15 protein-coding genes are annotated in these 16,087 nt (G+C 59.0%); 14 read left to right on the plus strand and 1 reads right to left on the minus strand.

Translation table 11 applies throughout. The features are described 5' to 3' along the window. Positions 1-79 precede the first annotated feature (79 nt). The 7 genes from ACQZ51_RS05555 to ACQZ51_RS05585 all read left to right on the plus strand — a co-directional run bounded on the left by ACQZ51_RS05555 (position 80) and on the right by ACQZ51_RS05585 (position 7,580). Positions 80-1,138: a LacI family DNA-binding transcriptional regulator gene (locus tag ACQZ51_RS05555; RefSeq protein WP_448775866.1), complete on the plus strand. Its 1,059-nt coding sequence runs from the start codon at positions 80-82 to the stop codon at positions 1,136-1,138. Beyond that, complete coding sequence (locus ACQZ51_RS05560) at positions 1,135-2,157, plus strand: ABC transporter substrate-binding protein (RefSeq protein ID WP_448775868.1); 1,023 nt, start codon at positions 1,135-1,137, stop codon at positions 2,155-2,157. Before ACQZ51_RS05555 ends, ACQZ51_RS05560 begins: the two co-directional genes overlap by 4 nt. Before the next feature lie 82 nt (positions 2,158-2,239). Further along, complete coding sequence (locus tag ACQZ51_RS05565; RefSeq protein ID WP_448775870.1) at positions 2,240-3,067, plus strand: ABC transporter permease; 828 nt, start codon at positions 2,240-2,242, stop codon at positions 3,065-3,067. Then, on the plus strand, positions 3,064-3,843 hold the full coding sequence (locus ACQZ51_RS05570; RefSeq protein WP_192068089.1) for an ABC transporter permease: 780 nt from the start codon (positions 3,064-3,066) through the stop codon (positions 3,841-3,843). Before ACQZ51_RS05565 ends, ACQZ51_RS05570 begins: the two co-directional genes overlap by 4 nt. Further along, a complete protein-coding gene (locus ACQZ51_RS05575) occupies positions 3,836-4,861 on the plus strand; it encodes an ABC transporter ATP-binding protein (RefSeq protein ID WP_448775872.1) in 1,026 nt (341 codons plus the stop codon). Before ACQZ51_RS05570 ends, ACQZ51_RS05575 begins: the two co-directional genes overlap by 8 nt. Before the next feature lie 2 nt (positions 4,862-4,863). Next, the gene (locus ACQZ51_RS05580) at positions 4,864-5,790 is read left to right on the plus strand and encodes a nucleoside hydrolase (protein WP_448775874.1); all 927 of its coding nucleotides are present in this window, start codon (positions 4,864-4,866) and stop codon (positions 5,788-5,790) included. Beyond that, a complete protein-coding gene (locus tag ACQZ51_RS05585; protein WP_448775876.1) occupies positions 5,787-7,580 on the plus strand; it encodes an adenine deaminase in 1,794 nt (597 codons plus the stop codon). The genes ACQZ51_RS05580 and ACQZ51_RS05585 overlap by 4 nt, the downstream gene beginning before the upstream one ends. A gap of 15 nt (positions 7,581-7,595) precedes the next feature. On the opposite strand, the gene ACQZ51_RS05590 is transcribed toward ACQZ51_RS05585, so the two are convergent. Continuing rightward, entirely contained in the window at positions 7,596-8,768 is a 1,173-nt protein-coding gene (locus ACQZ51_RS05590) for a M20 aminoacylase family protein (protein ID WP_448775878.1), read from the minus strand. A gap of 107 nt (positions 8,769-8,875) precedes the next feature. Here ACQZ51_RS05590 and ACQZ51_RS05595 point away from each other — a divergent pair, with 107 nt between their 5' ends. The 7 genes from ACQZ51_RS05595 (at position 8,876) to ACQZ51_RS05625 (ending at position 16,026) form a co-directional block, all read left to right on the plus strand. Next, a complete protein-coding gene (locus ACQZ51_RS05595; RefSeq protein WP_448775880.1) occupies positions 8,876-9,547 on the plus strand; it encodes a phosphoribosyltransferase in 672 nt (223 codons plus the stop codon). Between the two features lie 151 nt (positions 9,548-9,698). After that, positions 9,699-10,754, plus strand: a complete 1,056-nt coding sequence (locus ACQZ51_RS05600) for a dipeptidase (protein ID WP_448775882.1) — start codon at positions 9,699-9,701, stop codon at positions 10,752-10,754. A 37-nt stretch (positions 10,755-10,791) separates the two neighbouring features. Further along, complete coding sequence (locus tag ACQZ51_RS05605; protein WP_448775884.1) at positions 10,792-12,432, plus strand: ABC transporter substrate-binding protein; 1,641 nt, start codon at positions 10,792-10,794, stop codon at positions 12,430-12,432. Positions 12,433-12,450: 18 nt separating this feature from the next. Beyond that, positions 12,451-13,518: an ABC transporter permease gene (locus ACQZ51_RS05610; protein ID WP_243255030.1), complete on the plus strand. Its 1,068-nt coding sequence runs from the start codon at positions 12,451-12,453 to the stop codon at positions 13,516-13,518. Then, positions 13,515-14,447, plus strand: a complete 933-nt coding sequence (locus tag ACQZ51_RS05615; RefSeq protein WP_448775886.1) for an ABC transporter permease — start codon at positions 13,515-13,517, stop codon at positions 14,445-14,447. Before ACQZ51_RS05610 ends, ACQZ51_RS05615 begins: the two co-directional genes overlap by 4 nt. Further along, a complete protein-coding gene (locus ACQZ51_RS05620) occupies positions 14,444-15,280 on the plus strand; it encodes an ABC transporter ATP-binding protein (RefSeq protein WP_448775888.1) in 837 nt (278 codons plus the stop codon). Before ACQZ51_RS05615 ends, ACQZ51_RS05620 begins: the two co-directional genes overlap by 4 nt. Next, positions 15,277-16,026, plus strand: coding sequence for an ABC transporter ATP-binding protein (locus ACQZ51_RS05625; protein ID WP_448775890.1), 750 nt, complete (start codon positions 15,277-15,279; stop codon positions 16,024-16,026). The genes ACQZ51_RS05620 and ACQZ51_RS05625 overlap by 4 nt, the downstream gene beginning before the upstream one ends. Positions 16,027-16,087: the final 61 nt, after the last annotated feature.

Raw genomic sequence — 16,087 nt, forward strand, 5'->3', positions numbered from 1 at the left:
AAGCACCTGACGACGACTCGACAAAACGCTGCATCCGTCTTACCCTGATTAAACGTTTAATCACTCGAATGGACACGCCATGACCTCTGGTCGTGCAGGCGCAAATCTGGCGGCTATCGCTTCGGCACTGGGCGTGTCGGCAGCGACGGTGTCCAATGCGCTCTCCGGCAAGGGGCGTGTCTCCGCAGAACTTTCCGAAAAAATCCGCGCCAAGGCCCATGAGCTGGGTTATGTGCCTGGTATTGCCGGACGGGCGCTTCGCACGGGAAGAAGTGGCGTGCTGGGTCTTGTCTTGCCTGACATCGCCAATCCGCTTTTCCCGCAGATTGCCCAGGCCATCGAAAAAGCAGCCGATGATGCCGGTTATGGCGTGCTGATTGCGGATTCCCATGGTGATGTGGCCAAGCAGACGGAGGCGATCAATCGGCTGATCGAGCGCGGCGTGGAAGGCATGGTTGTCGTGCCGCGTCGCGGAACGCGCATCGGCAATGTCGATTGCCCCGTGGCCGTCATCGATTCTCCCTCCACCCCCGGCAATACGGTGTCGGCAGATCATTGGGACGGCGGTTTTCAGGTTGGCCGCCACCTTGCCGCCCTCGGCCATGACCGTGTGGTCCTCATCGGCAATAGCCCTGATTCCAACGTTCAAAATGACCGTATTGGCGGCATCCGCTCCGGCCTGGGTAGCGCTGCGGTGACCGAGACAATGTGGATCGCATCTCTGGAAAAACATGCTGGGGCAGGGTGCGCGCTGGGTGTTGCGGAAAAGGTCGCGCAGGGCTTCACCGCCTTTGCCGCCGTTTCCGATCTTCATGCGCTGCGTGTTCTCACCGAATTGCAGCGCAATGGTGTGACGGTGCCGGAACAGGCCAGTGTCACCGGTTTCGATGACCTTATCTGGGCGCCGGTCGTCACGCCTGCTCTAACAACGGTTCGTATGGACATGGCGCGGGTGGCGGATATTGCGATTACGGCGCTGGTGCGCAGCATCGAGGCCGAGGACCGTCCGGTTTCGGGAGGCGTCGTCGCCGAACCATCGAAAGTGGCCATGGAGCTCATCTTACGCGGCTCCAGCGGACCCAATCATAAGAAGCAGGCAGAAAACAAAACCTCGACAGCAGGAGAACTCACATCATGAAGAAGATCATTCTGGCATCCGGCACAGCCCTGATGCTGTCCATGGGCGCGGCGCAGGCGCAGGACAAGACGCTGACCATTTCCGTCTATGCCTTCGCGCAGGACGAATTCAAGGAACTGGTCTATGCGCCGTTTGAAGCCAAATGCGGCTGCAAGCTGGTGGTTGAAACCGGCAACAGCGTCGAGCGTCTGGCCAAGATGGAAGCCAACAAGGCAAGCCCGGTCATCGATCTCGCCATTGTTTCCATGGCCGATGCGCTGTCCGCCACGCGCAAGGACCTGATCCAGAAAATCGACACGTCCAAAGTGCCGAATGTCGAAAAGCTCTACGACATTGCCAAGGACCCGAATGGTGATGGCATGAGCGTTGGCGTCAACTTCTACGCCACTTCCATTGTCTACCGCACCGACAAAATGAAGGTGGAAAGCTGGGCCGATCTGTTGAAGGACGGTGTGGTCGATCACGTCGCCTTCCCGAATGTCACCACCAATCAGGGCCCGCCCGCGCTTTACATGCTGGGCAAGGCCATCGGCAAGGATACGCCCGACCTCTCCGGTGCCATCGAGGCGCTGGGCGAAAAGAAGGACGAGATCGTCACCTTCTACGTCAAGTCTTCGCAGCTGGTGCAGCTCATGCAGCAGGAAGAAATCTGGGCGGCACCCATCGGTCGTTTCTCCTGGGCACCCTTCACAAAGCTTGACCTGCCGCTGGCATGGGCAACGCCAAAGGAAGGTCAGACGGGCGGCATGAATGTTCTCGTTGTGCCCAAGAACGGCAAAAACGAAGATCTGGCGCTTCAGTTCATGGATTTCTGGCTCTCCACAGATGTGCAGAAGGCGCTGGCCGAAAAGCTGGTCGATAGCCCGACCAACAAGGAGGTGAAGGTCTCTGACGAGATTGCCAACAACATCACCTATGGCGAAGAGACGGCCAAGAGCCTGCAATTGATCCCGTCTGCCACCACGCTGGATAACCGCGACAAGTGGTTGTCCGGGTGGAACGCGAAGGTGGGTCAGTAAAGCTCTCGCTCCGTCATCCTCGGGCTTGCCCCGAGGATGGCGACTATCGGACGACTGATTTTCCGGTCAAAGGATAAAGTGGATGTTTCAAAACCGGGCTGAAGCCCTGGCGCTGGCTTTGCCCGCCGCAATCTTTGCGGCGGCGGTGTTTCTGGTGCCTGTGTTCATTCTTCTGTCGGAAGGGTTTCGCACGCCAGGTGGCTGGACGTTTCAGGCCTATGTGGATTTCTTTGCCGATCCGCTGAACCGCGCCGTGTTCCTGCGCACGCTGAAGCTCGGTGCCATCGTCACCGTTGTCTCGGCCATCATCGGTTATGCGGCGGCCTTTGCCATCGTCAACCTGCCGGCCAGTTCCAAAGGCCACATGATCAATCTGGTCATTCTGCCGTTGATGATCTCGCCTGTCGCCCGCACCTATGCGTGGATCGTGATCCTCGGTCGCACCGGCATGGTCAATGAGCTTTTGAAGCTGGTGGGCTTGACCGATGCGCCCATCCGCATCCTGTTTTCCGAAACGGCTGTCTTCATCGGCCTTCTGCAACTGTTCCTACCGCTCATGATCATTTCTCTCATCAGCGCGTTGGAAAACATGCCGAAGGACGTCATTGCCGCATCGCGGGTACTGGGTGCCAACTGGTTGCAGGTGTTCTGGAAGGTCATCCTGCCGCTGACCAAGGAAGGTCTTGTCGTGGGTGGAACGCTGGTCTTTACCGGCTCGCTGACGGCCTATATCACGCCTGCCATTCTGGGCGGCTCCAAGGTGCTGATGCTCGAAACCCTGCTTTACCAGCAGGTCACGGTTTCCAACAATTTCGTCGCGGCCAGTGTCATCGCCTTCATCCTGATCATCATGAGCTTTGCCGCCAACATCCTGCTCAAGCGCATCGCCACGGCAAGGAACAAGACATGACCCGGAACCTCTTCATTCCGCTCACGCTGGCTCTGGTCATCGGCTTTCTGATTGGCCCATTCCTCATCATCGTCGCCGCCTCGTTTTCGGCAGGTGATACGCTGGCCTTTCCGCCGCAGGGCTTTTCGTTGAAATGGATCGCCAAAGTCTTCACGGTCGAAAGCTTTCGCGACAGCTTTGCCATGTCGATGTTTCTGGCGCTGGGCGGCACATTTGCTGCCCTTATCCTTGGCATTCCCGCTGCCTATGCCATGTCGCGCTACAAGCTGCCGTTTTCGGAAACCATTCGCACCATCGTGTCTGCTCCCATCATCGTTCCCGGCATCATCGTCGGCCTGGCGCTGCTGCGCTACTTCGTCGTACCCTTCGGCATCGGTATCACGCTTGCGCTGTTTCTGGCCCACACGGCGCTGATCCTGCCCTATGCGGTGCGGGTGGTGTCGGCCAGCCTCACCAATCTGCGCTCGGATATCGAGGAGGCAGCCGTGCTGCTTGGCTCGTCCCGCATAGGGGCTTTTTTCCGTGTGGTGCTGCCCAATATCCGGGGCGGCATTCTCTCGGCCTTCATTCTGGGTTTCGTCACCAGCTTCAATCAGGTGCCGGTCTCGCTGTTCCTCTCCGGTCCCGGCGTGCGCACGCTGCCCATCGATATGCTGGGCTATATGGAAATCGTGTTCGACCCATCCGTTGCGGCGCTCTCTTCGCTGCTCGCCTTTCTGTCCATCGGCATTGTTTTCATGGCCGAACGTTTTCTGGGGTTCTCCCGTTATGTCTGATGCAAAATACCTCTCGCTGCAGAACCTGTCGCTGGCCTATGGCAACTCCATTGCCGTCAAGGATCTCAACCTCGATATCCGCAAGGGTGAACTTCTGGCGCTGCTGGGCCCTTCCGGCTGCGGCAAGACCACGACCATGCGCGCCATTGCCGGGCTGATGCCGGTGGCGGGCGGGCGCATCGATCTTGATGGTGCCGATATTACCCGCGTATCTGCCAACAAGCGGGCGGTTGGGCTGGTGTTCCAGTCCTATGCGCTGTTTCCGCATCTCACCGTCTATGAGAATGTCGCCTTCGGCCTCAAACTGAAGGGCATGAAGGGCTCGGCTCTGGATGAGAAAGTTGCATCCGGCCTCAAATCCGTCGGCCTCTCCGCCTTCGCCTCCCGCAAACCGGCAGAACTCTCGGGTGGTCAGCAGCAGCGCGTGGCGCTGGCCCGCTCCATGGTCATGGACCCGAAGGTGCTGTTGCTGGACGAGCCGCTGTCGAACCTCGATGCAAGACTGCGGCTGGAAATGCGCACCGAGCTTCAGCGGGTGCAGAAGGCCACCGGTGTCACCATGATTTTCGTGACGCATGATCAGGTCGAGGCGCTGGCGCTGGCAGACCGCATCGTGGTGATGAAGAGCGGCGCCATCGAGCAGATCGGCACGCCGGAAGACATCTACAACGCACCGGTCTCATCCTTCGTGGCTGACTTCGTCGGCTTCGAAAACATCTTTCGTCTAGAGGGTGGTTTGCTCAAGACTGATAACGGAAGCATCACCCTTTCCGGTCAGGTCCCGAGTACGGCGGGACTTGCCTGGAGGCCGCGCATGGTGACCCTTGGTTCAGGACCTTTCGAGGCAACCGTGCGCGGCACCTCCTTTGCGGGCAACAGCCGCGAATATCTGCTGGATACGCCGCTTGGGCCCATCAAGGCTGAAGTCGATGCGGCCTTGCCGGTGCTCGATATCGGCTCACCGCTTGCCTTCGATCTGCCGGTTGAGAAGGCGGCAAGCCTCAAGGTGGTTAGCTAACCATGGGTATCTGGATTGATAGCGATCTGGGCTTTGACGATATCGCCGCCATCCTCGTGGCGAGATCGAACGGTCTTGAGATTGATGGCCTCTCGCTGGTGTTCGGCAATGCGCCGCTTGCGCAGGTTCGTCGCAATGCCGCCGGTGCCGCCCGCGCCTTCGGCTGGGATTTTCCCATTCATACAGGCCGCGAAAAGCCGGTGCTGGGAAAGCTGGAAACGGCCCAGTCCGTTCTTGGCGAAACCGGCATTCCAACGGTCGGCGCAAGCTTGCCCAAGGCGGATGCTCTGCCGCACAGCGATGCGTTTGCGGCGCTGTGCAACTGGTTGTCCGATGGTGAAGGCGACAAGCACATTCTTGCTTTGGGGCCACTCACCAATCTTGCCGCCCTCTGCCTCGCAAGGCCTGATCTTGCCGCCCGCATCACCGAGCTGACCTGGATGGGTGGTGGTGTCACATCGGGAAACCACACCGCCTCTGCCGAGTTCAACGCTTTTGCCGATCCCGAAGCACTTGCCGTCGTCCTTGCTCACGGTCTGCCATTGCGCATGGTGGATCTGGATCTTTGCCGCAAGGTCACCGCCCGCATCTCCGATGTCGCCCCCCTTCGTGCCGCCGGTGGAAAGAATGCCGGGCTGATTGCCGATATGCTGGCAGGCTTCATCGCCATTGCCATTGATCGTGGACGGACGGAAATGGCGCTTTACGACCCTTGTGCGGCGGTTGCCATGGTCGCTGAAGACAGCATCGGCTGGAAACCGGCCCGCATCGACGTCGAGCTGAACGGCGGGTTGACCCGGGGGCGGACTGTGGTGGAAATGCGCGCCGCTCATTCAAAGAGCTTCAACGCGCACTTTGCCGCAAAGGTCGATGCTTTCAGTGCCAAAACCATTATTCTCGATGCCCTGCATCTGGAGGCCAGCCGATGAGAGACAAGACCATTATTGTCGATCGCGATGGGATGATTGACAATGCCCTGCGCAGCCGCGCCGTTGCAGCTGCCAGAGGCGACCAGCCTTTCGATATCCTGATCAGCGGCGGTACGCTTGTGGATGTGGTCACGGGTGAACTGCGTCCGGCCGATATCGGCCTTGTGGGCCCGCTGATATCAAGTGTTCATGAGGCTGGAACACGCAGCGATGCGGGACATGTTCTCGATGCTACAGGTGGTTTCGTCTCACCGGGTTTGATCGATACGCATATGCACGTCGAAAGCTCTATGGTCACGCCTGCCGCCTATGCGCAGGCCGTTGTGGCACGGGGCGTGACGACCATCGTCTGGGACCCGCATGAATTTGGCAATGTCCACGGCATCGATGGTGTGTGCTGGGCAAGCCGCGCCATGAAGGGCCTGCCCCTTCGTGCCATCATTCTGGCTCCATCCTGCGTGCCTTCAGCGCCGGGGCTGGAGCGCGCGAATGGCGATTTCGACGCCTCTGCCATGGCGGAAATGCTGTTCTGGCCAGAGGTGGGCGGCGTTGCCGAAGTCATGAATATGCGCGGCATCATCGAGCGTGACCCGCGCATGAGCGCCATTGTTCAGGAAGGCCTGTTTGCCGATAAGATGATCTGCGGCCACGCCCGTGGTCTTGAAGGTGCTGATCTCAACGCCTTCATGGCGGCGGGCATTACATCAGATCACGAGCTGACCTCGGCTGCCGATCTGATCGCCAAGCTGCGCGCCGGTCTGACTATCGAGCTGCGCGGTTCCCACGATCATCTCCTGCCGGAATTCGTGGAAGCCCTAAATACGCTCGGCCATCTGCCTCAGACCCTGACACTCTGCACCGACGATGTGTTTCCTGATGATCTCGTGAAACACGGCGGACTGGATGATGTTGTGCGTCGTCTGGTTAGATACGGACTGAAGCCGGAATGGGCGCTGCGTGCTGCCACGCTGAATGCCGCCATGCGTCTGCATCGCATTGATCTCGGCCTCATCGCTGCCGGTCGCCGTGCCGATATCGTGGTGTTTGACGATCTGACGGACTTCAAAGCCCGCCATGTGCTGGCCAGTGGAACGCCGGTTGCGGAAGCTGGCAAGATGCTGGTTGAAATGCCTGAGATGGACGCTGCTCCCTTGCAGGAATCGATGAAGCTGCCGCGCCGCTCTGCCAGCGATTTCAAGGTTCCGTCACAGGGCCAGAGAGTTCGGCTGGCGACCATCGACAAGCCGCGCTTCACGCAATGGGGCAGGGTAGATGCTGATGTGGAGAACGGTTTCGTGGTGCCGCCTGAGGGCACGACGATGATCTCCGTTACCCACCGCCACGGTAAAGCCGATCCCGTCACGAAAACCGGTTTCCTCACAGGCTGGGGCCAATGGCAGGGCGCGTTTGCAACCACCGTCGCCCATGACAGCCACAATCTCACGGTCTTCGGCGGCAATGCAGAGGATATGACCCTTGCCGCCAATGCCGTCATCAAGGCAGGTGGCGGCATGGCGGTCGCATCTGATGGTAAGGTCACGGCCCTGTTGCCGCTGCCGCTCTCAGGCCTGGTCTCGGATGCGCCGCTGGCCGATATCGCCGCCGGTTTCGAGGCCGTGCGGGATGCGGTGGGCGATATCGTGGAGTGGCAGCCACCCTATCTCGTGTTCAAAGCCTGTTTCGGCGCCACGCTTGCCTGCAACATCGGCCCGCACCAGACTGATATGGGCATTGCCGATGTGGTCGCGGGCAGTGTTATGGAGACGCCGGTGCTGGAGATTATCGGCTGAGAGTGTAGGGTGCGCTCACGCCCCAGCCAGTTCCTGCTCCACCAGCGTCGTCCAGAAGGCAACACCTGACGCGATCGCATCATCGTTGAAATCATAGGACGTGTTGTGGTGCAGCGCGCCATCCACAGCAGGGCCGTTGCCGAGCCACACATAGCAGCCGGGTGCCTCTGCCGCGAAGAACGAAAAATCGTCCCCGGCAGTCGAGGGCGGGAAGGCGGTTCGTGCCTTGTCGCCGAAAACGCTACGGGCAGCCTTCAAGGCGCGCTGCGTGGCATCCGCATCGTTGATGACAGGCGGAATGCGGCGGATGAAATCGTAGGCCGCCTCGATGCCGAACATTGCAGCCGTTCCCTTTGCCAGCCGTCCGATTTCCTCTTCCAACTGGTCCCGAACATGCGCCGAATAGGCCCGCGCCGTGCCGCCGATTTCCACGATATCAGGAATGACGTTGAGCGCTTTCGGGTCACCCGCCTGCACCGAACAGGCGCTGACAACAGCCGGTTGCAGGGGATCAATAACCCGCCCGACGATGCTTTGCAGCGCTGCCAGAAAACTGCCCGCCGCCGTGATCGGGTCGCGGCCCAGATGCGGCTTGGCGCCGTGCGTTCCCACCCCCTTGAAGGTCACCCGCCAGCTATCGGAAGACGCCAGTTGCGGTCCTTCGACTACGGCCATCTCGTCCACGTCAAGCCCCGGCATATTGTGCAATCCATAGACGGCATCGCAGGGGAAGAGGTCAAACAGCCCGTCCTCCATCATCTTCCGTGCGCCGCCGCGTCCCTCTTCGGCAGGCTGGAAGATGAAATGCACGGTGCCGGAAAAATTGCGCGTTGCCGCCAGATGGCGCGCCGCCCCCAGCAGCATGGTTGTATGGCCGTCATGGCCGCAGGCGTGCATTTTGCCTGCTGTGGTCGATTTATAAGGTCGCTCAGCGATTTCAGGCATGGCCAACGCGTCCATATCGGCGCGAAGGCCGATGGTGCGGGTGCCATTGCCAAGCTGAAGCGTGCCAACGACACCGGTCACGCCCAGGCCGCGATGCACCGCAATGCCTGCCTCTTCCAGCTGTGCGGCCACCAACGCGCTGGTGCGCACCTCCTCAAAGCCCAGTTCCGGGTGAGCGTGCAGGTCCTGCCGGAACGCGGTCAGAAATGGCAGGTCTTGCACAATCTGTTCATGCGTTTTCATGGGCGCTCTATCCTTGCAATGTCGAAACAGAGATCTTTTCTAGTGCAGAAGCCCCTGAAAATTAATAGAAACTTTTGGATCGACCCAAAATACTGAAGGACATTGTCATGAAACCGCACGAATTCTGGCAGGACCTCCACACGCCCGGCAGTTTCAAGACCGATGGTCCGCATTCCGGTTTCTTTCCCGCCACGATTAATGATGGCAGGCAATTGCAGCTGCCGATCCGCCCGCTGTCTGATGGAGAACATGCGCTTGCATCGCTGATCGTCAATCAGGCGTCCTTCCCGGTGCTGGAAGCCTTGGCGCAGGATTTGGCGGGCAAGCTCACGCCTTTCGGTATCGACATCGTCGTCGGCCTGCCCACGCTGGGTCTCACTCTGGCCGCGGCAGTGGCGCGCCATCTCGGTCACAGCCGCTATGTGCCGCTCGGAACGTCGCGAAAATTCTGGTATCTGGATGAACTCTCCGTGCCAATGTCCTCGATCACGACTCAGCAGCAGAAACGCCTCTATATCGACCCACGTATGCTGCCTCTGCTGGAAGGCAAACGCGTTGCATTGGTGGATGATGTCATTTCCAGCGGCACCTCCATTGTGGCGGGCCTCTCGCTTCTCGCAGGCTCTAACATAAAGCCTGTCGTCATCGGTGCCGCCATGCTGCAATCGGAGCGCTGGCGCGAAACACTTGGTGGTTTTGGGGCTGAATGGCCTGATAGGGTGCAGGGTGTTTTCAGGACGCCGCTCCTGACGAAGGCAGGTGATAACTGGCTTTCGTGATTAATTTTTCATCCTGCACAATTTCTGACTTGCGGAGCTGTGATCGATAGGCCTAGGATCGATACCGCCGCGATGGGCTGCGGATCGTTGCTTTGCCAAGCCCATGGATTTAAACAGAAAAAACGCTACTTTTCCGCTCGGGAATTCTTGAATGCAACCAGTTTTTGACGGTCATAATGATGTGCTCCTGCGGCTCTGGCGCACTGCCAAATCCGGGGGTGATCCGGTCAAAGAATTCATGGAAGGCACGCATGAAGGCCACATCGATGCGCCGCGCGCCAAGGCTGGCGGTCTGGCAGGCGGCATCTGCGCGATCTACATTCCATCAGGTGATCTGGTCCTCAAGGAGCCGGATGCCAACGGTCATTATGTGACGCCGCTTGCAGCCCCGCTGGAGCGAGAGCCATCGCTCGATATCGCGCTGGAAAAGGCCGCCATCGCGCTTCGGCTGGAGCAGGCGGGCGGCTGGAAACTCTGCCGCTCGACGGCAGATATTCGCAAGGCGATGACAGACGGTGTCTTCGCCGCCGTGCTGCACATGGAAGGCTGCGAGCCGATTGCTGCTGATCTGGACGCGCTGGATGTGTTTTATGCGGCGGGCTTGCGTTCGCTCGGGCCCGTCTGGAGCCGCCACAATATTTTCGGCCATGGCGTTCCCTTTGCCTACCCCATGTCGCCGGATACCGCGCCGGGCCTGACAGATGCGGGTTTTGAGCTGGTCAAGCGCTGCAACGCGCTCGGAATCCTCATCGATCTCGCCCATATCACCGAAAAGGGCTTCTGGGACGTGGCTAAAACCACGGATCAACCGCTGGTCGCCAGCCACTCCAACGTCCATGCGTTGACGCCCGTGGCGCGCAATCTGACCGACAGGCAGATGGATGCGATCAAGGAAAGTAAGGGTCTTGTTGGCCTCAACTATGCCGTCACCATGTTGCGTGCGGATGCGCGGGATGACGCCGAGACTCCGCTGTCCCTGATGGTCCAGCATATCGATTACATGGTGGAGCGCATGGGCATTGATTGCGTGGCGCTCGGTTCCGACTTCGATGGCGCAACCGTTCCCGCAGAAATTCGTGATGCGAGCGGCAACAATAATCTTGTTGCCGCACTCAAATCTGCGGGCTACGCTAATGAAGACCTTGCTAAGATTTGCCGGGAAAACTGGCTGCGTGTTTTGGCTCAGGCATGGCACAAGCACGCCTGAGACAAGTGAACCAAAGAAAAAACAACAGGGGAAGACGATGAACAAATCGCTCAACAAAGCCGCCCGCATCCTCGCCACCAGCGTGACACTATCGATGCTCTCTCTTGCCGCGCCACAGGCCTTTGCCGCAACCCCTGCCGATACGCTGGTGGAAGGCTTCGCCATCGATGACATCATCTCTCTTGATCCGGGCGAAGCGTTCGAGATTACGACTGCGGAAGTCACCGGCAACACCTACAGCAAGCTCGTCACCATCGATATCAACGACACATCCAAGGTTAAGGGCGATCTGGCCGAAAGCTGGACGACATCCGAAGATGGTCTGACCTACACTTTCAAGCTCAAGCCCGGCCTTAAATTCGCCTCCGGTAACCCCGTGACGGCAGAAGATGTGGCATTTTCCATGGAACGCGCGGTCAAGCTGGACAAGTCGCCAGCATTTCTTCTGACGCAGTTCGGACTCACCGGCGATAATGTGGCCGAAAAGGCGAAGGCTACTGACGCAAACACCTTCGTACTGACGATCGACAAGCCCTATGCGCCAAGCTTCGTTCTAAACGTTCTGACGGCAACGGTTGCCTCCGTTGTGGACAAGACGCTGGTGATGGAAAAGGCGAAAGCTGTTACGCCAAGCGCTGACTATAAATACGAGAGCGATTTCGGAAACGCCTTCCTGAAAACCGGTTATGCCGGTTCCGGCCCTTACAAGATCCTTGGCTGGAAGGCCAATGAGGCGGTTATTCTGGAAGCCAACCCGAATTATTACGGGGAAGCGCCAAAGTTGAAGCGCGTCGTCTATCGCCACATGAAGGAAAGCTCCGGCCAGCGCCTTGCGCTCGAAAATGGCGACATTGACGTGGCCCGCAACCTTGAGCCCGGTGATATGGACGCCGTTTCCAAGAAGGAAGGCTTCACCGTCATCTCTGCGCCAAAGGGCACCGTCTATTATCTGGGCCTGAACCAGAAGAATGAGAATCTGAAGAAGCCTGAAGTCGTTGAAGCCTTCAAATATCTCATCGATTACGAAGGCATCGGTGCGACCCTCATCAAGGGCATTGGCGAGGTCCACCAGACCTTCCTGCCTAAGGGGCAACTGGGCGCACTGGATGAAAATCCATTCAAGCTCGATGTTGCAAAGGCCAAGGAATTGCTTGCCAAGGCAGGCCTGAAGGATGGCTTCACCGTTACCATTGATGCGCGCAACACGCAGCCGGTCACCGGCATTGCCGAAAACATGCAGCAGACGCTGGCGCAGGCCGGCATCAAGCTGGAAATCATTCCCGGTGACGGCAAGCAGACGCTGACGAAATACCGCGCTCGCCAGCATGATATCTATATCGGGGACTGGGGTTCCGACTATTTCGACCCGAACTCCAACGCTGAAACCTTCACCATCAACTATGACAATTCCGATGCTGGCAAGAACAAGACACTGGCATGGCGCAATGCCTGGGACGTTCCTGAACTGACGAAGGAAACGCAGGCAGCGCTTCTGGAAAAAGACAACGCCAAGCGCGCCGCTATGTATCAGGATTTGCAGAAGAAGGTTCTGGAAACCGGCCCCTTCGTCGTTCTCCACCAGAAGACCGAAGTGGCCGGATATTCCAACAAGCTCAAGGGCCTGAAGCTTGGACCGAGCTTCGACACCAACTATGTCTATCCGATCTCCAAGGAATGATCCGGCGGGATTGATCCAGTGAGCATCATTGAAACAGTGCCAAGGCCAAGGCGCGGCAAAAGCCGCGCCAACAAGCGCCTGACAGCCGTCCTCGGCTTCCTCGTAACCGTCATCACCACCTTTCTAGGGCTTTTGGCGGTCACATTCTTCATTGGTCGCGTCATTCCCATCGATCCGGCTCTGGCCATCGTGGGTGACCGTGCGCCTGCCCATGTGGTGGAGCGGGTGCGCGAGGAACTCGGCCTCAACCTGCCGCTCTGGCAACAGTTTTTCCTCTACATCAAGCAGGCATTGTCGGGTGATTTCGGCACATCGGTGCTGACCACCAACCCTGTGATGACCGATATCATCAGGGTTTTTCCGGCCACCATCGAGCTTGCCACCATAGGCACGCTGATTGGCGCGGTCTTCGGCATTCCGCTTGGCGTTCTCGCCGCCGTCAAGCGTGGCAGCATCATAGACCAGATCGTGCGCATCATCGGTCTTGTCGGTTATTCCGTGCCGATCTTCTGGCTCGGCCTTCTGGCACTTCTGGTGTTCTACGCCAAGCTGAACTGGGTCGCCTATCCCGGTCGCATGGACATCGTCTACGAGTTCACCTTCACGCCCGTCACAGGCTTTTATCTGCTGGATGCCTTTATGCAGGGGCAATGGGATGTGCTGTGGGATCTCTTCCGCCACATCATTCTGCCCGCCGGTCTGCTCGGCTATTTCTCGCTGGCCTATATCAGCCGCATGACGCGCTCCTTCATGCTCAACGAACTCGCCCAAGAGTATATCGTCGCGGCCCGCGCCAAGGGTCTCTCGGAAACCCGCATCATCTGGTTCCACGCCCTGCGCAACGCCGCCGTGCCGTTGCTCACCGTTATCGTGCTTTCCTATGCCGGGCTGCTGGAAGGCTCCGTTCTCACGGAAACCATCTTCTCCTGGCCGGGGCTTGGGCTTTACATTACCAATTCCCTGCAGAATGCGGATATGAACGCCGTTCTCGGCGGTACCATCGTGATTGGCGCTGTCTTCATCAGCATCAATCTTCTGTCCGATCTGCTCTACCGGACGCTCGATCCAAGGACGCGCAGCCGATGACGACAGCTTTGGCCCCATTGAAACCCTATAGCCGTGAATGGCTGCTGTCGGAGCGCCCGACATCGCGCAAACAGGCCCGGCTTGGCCGTGCCTATGTCATCTGGCGGCGCTTTTCGGAAAACCGGCTGGCGCTGGCCGGGCTCGGCATCATTATGGCGCTTATTCTGGTCGCCATCTTTGCCGATGTGCTGGCCCCGCATTCCGCCGTGCAGGGAGATTTGCGTAACGCCCGCCTGCTGGCCCCCGGAAGTGAAGGCTATCTGCTCGGCACGGATGATCAGGGCCGCGATATTCTCTCGCGCCTCATCCACGGTTCTCGCCTCACACTGTTTGTGGTGCTCCTCGTTGCCATCATCGCCGCACCCGTCGGCCTCATCGTCGGCACTGTCGCCGGTTACGCCGGTGGCTGGGTGGATGCGGTTTTGATGCGCATCACGGATATCTTTCTGGCTTTCCCGAAACTCGTTCTGGCGCTTGCGCTGGTTGCGGCTCTGGGGCCGGGCATCGAGAATGCGGTTCTTGCCATCGCCATCACCTCATGGCCGCCCTATGCGCGCATTGCGCGTGCCGAAACCATGACGTTTCGCCATTCGGATTTTATCGCTGCGGTGCAGCTAATGGGCGCTTCGCCGTGGCGCATCGTACTCAAACACGTCATGCCGCTCTGCATGTCCTCGCTCATCGTGCGTGTCACGCTGGATATGGCGGGCATCATTCTCACTGCCGCCGGTCTTGGCTTTCTGGGCCTCGGCGCCCAGCCGCCGCTGCCGGAATGGGGCGCGATGATTGCATCTGGTCGCCGCTTCATTCTGGATCAATGGTGGGTTGCGGCCATGCCTGGCATCGCCATTCTCATCGTCAGCCTCGGCTTCAACTTACTTGGAGACGGCCTTCGCGATGCGCTGGACCCAAAGGAGGCTGGCCAATGAGTGCGCCTCTTCTCACCGTCGAAAATCTGCGCGTCAGCTTTCCCACCCGCACCGGGCTGGTGGAAGCCGTGCGCGGCGTTTCCTTCACGCTGGGGCGGGAACGCCTTGGTGTCGTTGGTGAATCCGGTTCCGGCAAATCGCAGACAGGCCGCGCCATCATGGGGCTGACGCCATCTGCGGCCCGGATCGAGGCGGACACGTTGCGCTTTGGCGATATCAACCTGCTGGAGGCTTCGGCCAAGCAGCGCCGCAGCATTCGCGGCAAGCGCATGGCCATGATCCTTCAGGACCCGAAATACTCCCTCAACCCGGTCATGACCATTGGCAGGCAGATCGTGGAAACCCTGAAGACGCATGAGCGCATCGGCTCGTCTGAGGCAAAGAAGCGGGCGCTCGACATGCTGGAGGCGGTGCAGATCCGCGATCCGGAGCGCGTCTTTGGTCTTTATCCGCACGAGGTTTCCGGCGGCATGGGCCAGCGCGTCATGATTGCCATGATGCTGGTTTGCGGCCCGGAACTCTTGATTGCCGACGAGCCGACATCGGCGCTTGATGTGACGGTGCAGCTCGAAGTGCTCGGCATTCTCGACAAGCTGGTGCGGGATCGGGGCATGGGCCTCATCTTCATCTCGCATGATCTGCGGTTGGTCTCATCCTTCTGTGATCGCGTCATCGTCATGTATGCGGGCCGCGTGGTGGAGGAGCTTCAGGCGGCCAATCTCGATAACGCCCAGCATCCCTACACACGGGGTCTGTTGAACTGCCTGCCGAAAATCGGCGATAACAGGCATCCATTGCCGGTTCTGGATCGCAAAGCGGAGTGGCGCTTATGACCACAGTTCTTTCCGTCACCAATATGCTGGTGGATTTTGATGGCCATGTCGCGCTGGATGGTGTCAGCATCGATGTGCCGCGTGGTCAGTCCTTCGGCCTCGTGGGCGAATCCGGTTCGGGCAAATCCACGCTTTTGCGCGCCATTGCCGGTCTCAACCACTTCGATGAGGGCAGCCTCATGGTTGAGGGGCGGACCTATAAAAGCAAGTTCCGCGAAAAGAGCTTTTACCGTGATGTGCAGATGGTGTTTCAGGACCCCTATGGTTCGCTCCATCCGCGCCAGACGGTTGACGCGCTGCTTTTGGAACCGCTTGTTATCCACGGGCTGGATGATAAGGAAGGCCGCATTACCCGCGCGCTGGATGAGGTGGGTCTGGGAACCGGTTTCCGTTTTCGCTATTCGCACCAGCTTTCCGGTGGCCAGCGCCAGCGCATCGCCATTGCCCGCGCGCTCATTCTGGAGCCGAAAATCCTGTTGCTGGATGAGCCCACCTCGGCGCTGGATGCCTCCATTCAGGCTGAAATCCTCAACCTGCTCGAAGATGTCCGCAAAGCCCGCAACCTCACCTTCCTCATGGTCAGCCACGATCTCGGCGTCATCAGCCACATGTGTGACCGTCTCGCTGTGATGAAAAGCGGCAAGGTGGTGGAAATGATGGATGTTCCGGCGCTGGAAAGCCGGGATTTTAAGGCCGATTACACACGGCAATTGCTGGTGGCGAGCGAGGGTTTCCGTCGCGATTGAGCGGTGCCGGGATGCTTGCGTCTACAAGACGAATAGCGTCTTACTGGATTGTGACGGCATA

Source organism: Agrobacterium sp. CG674 (assembly GCF_053521645.1).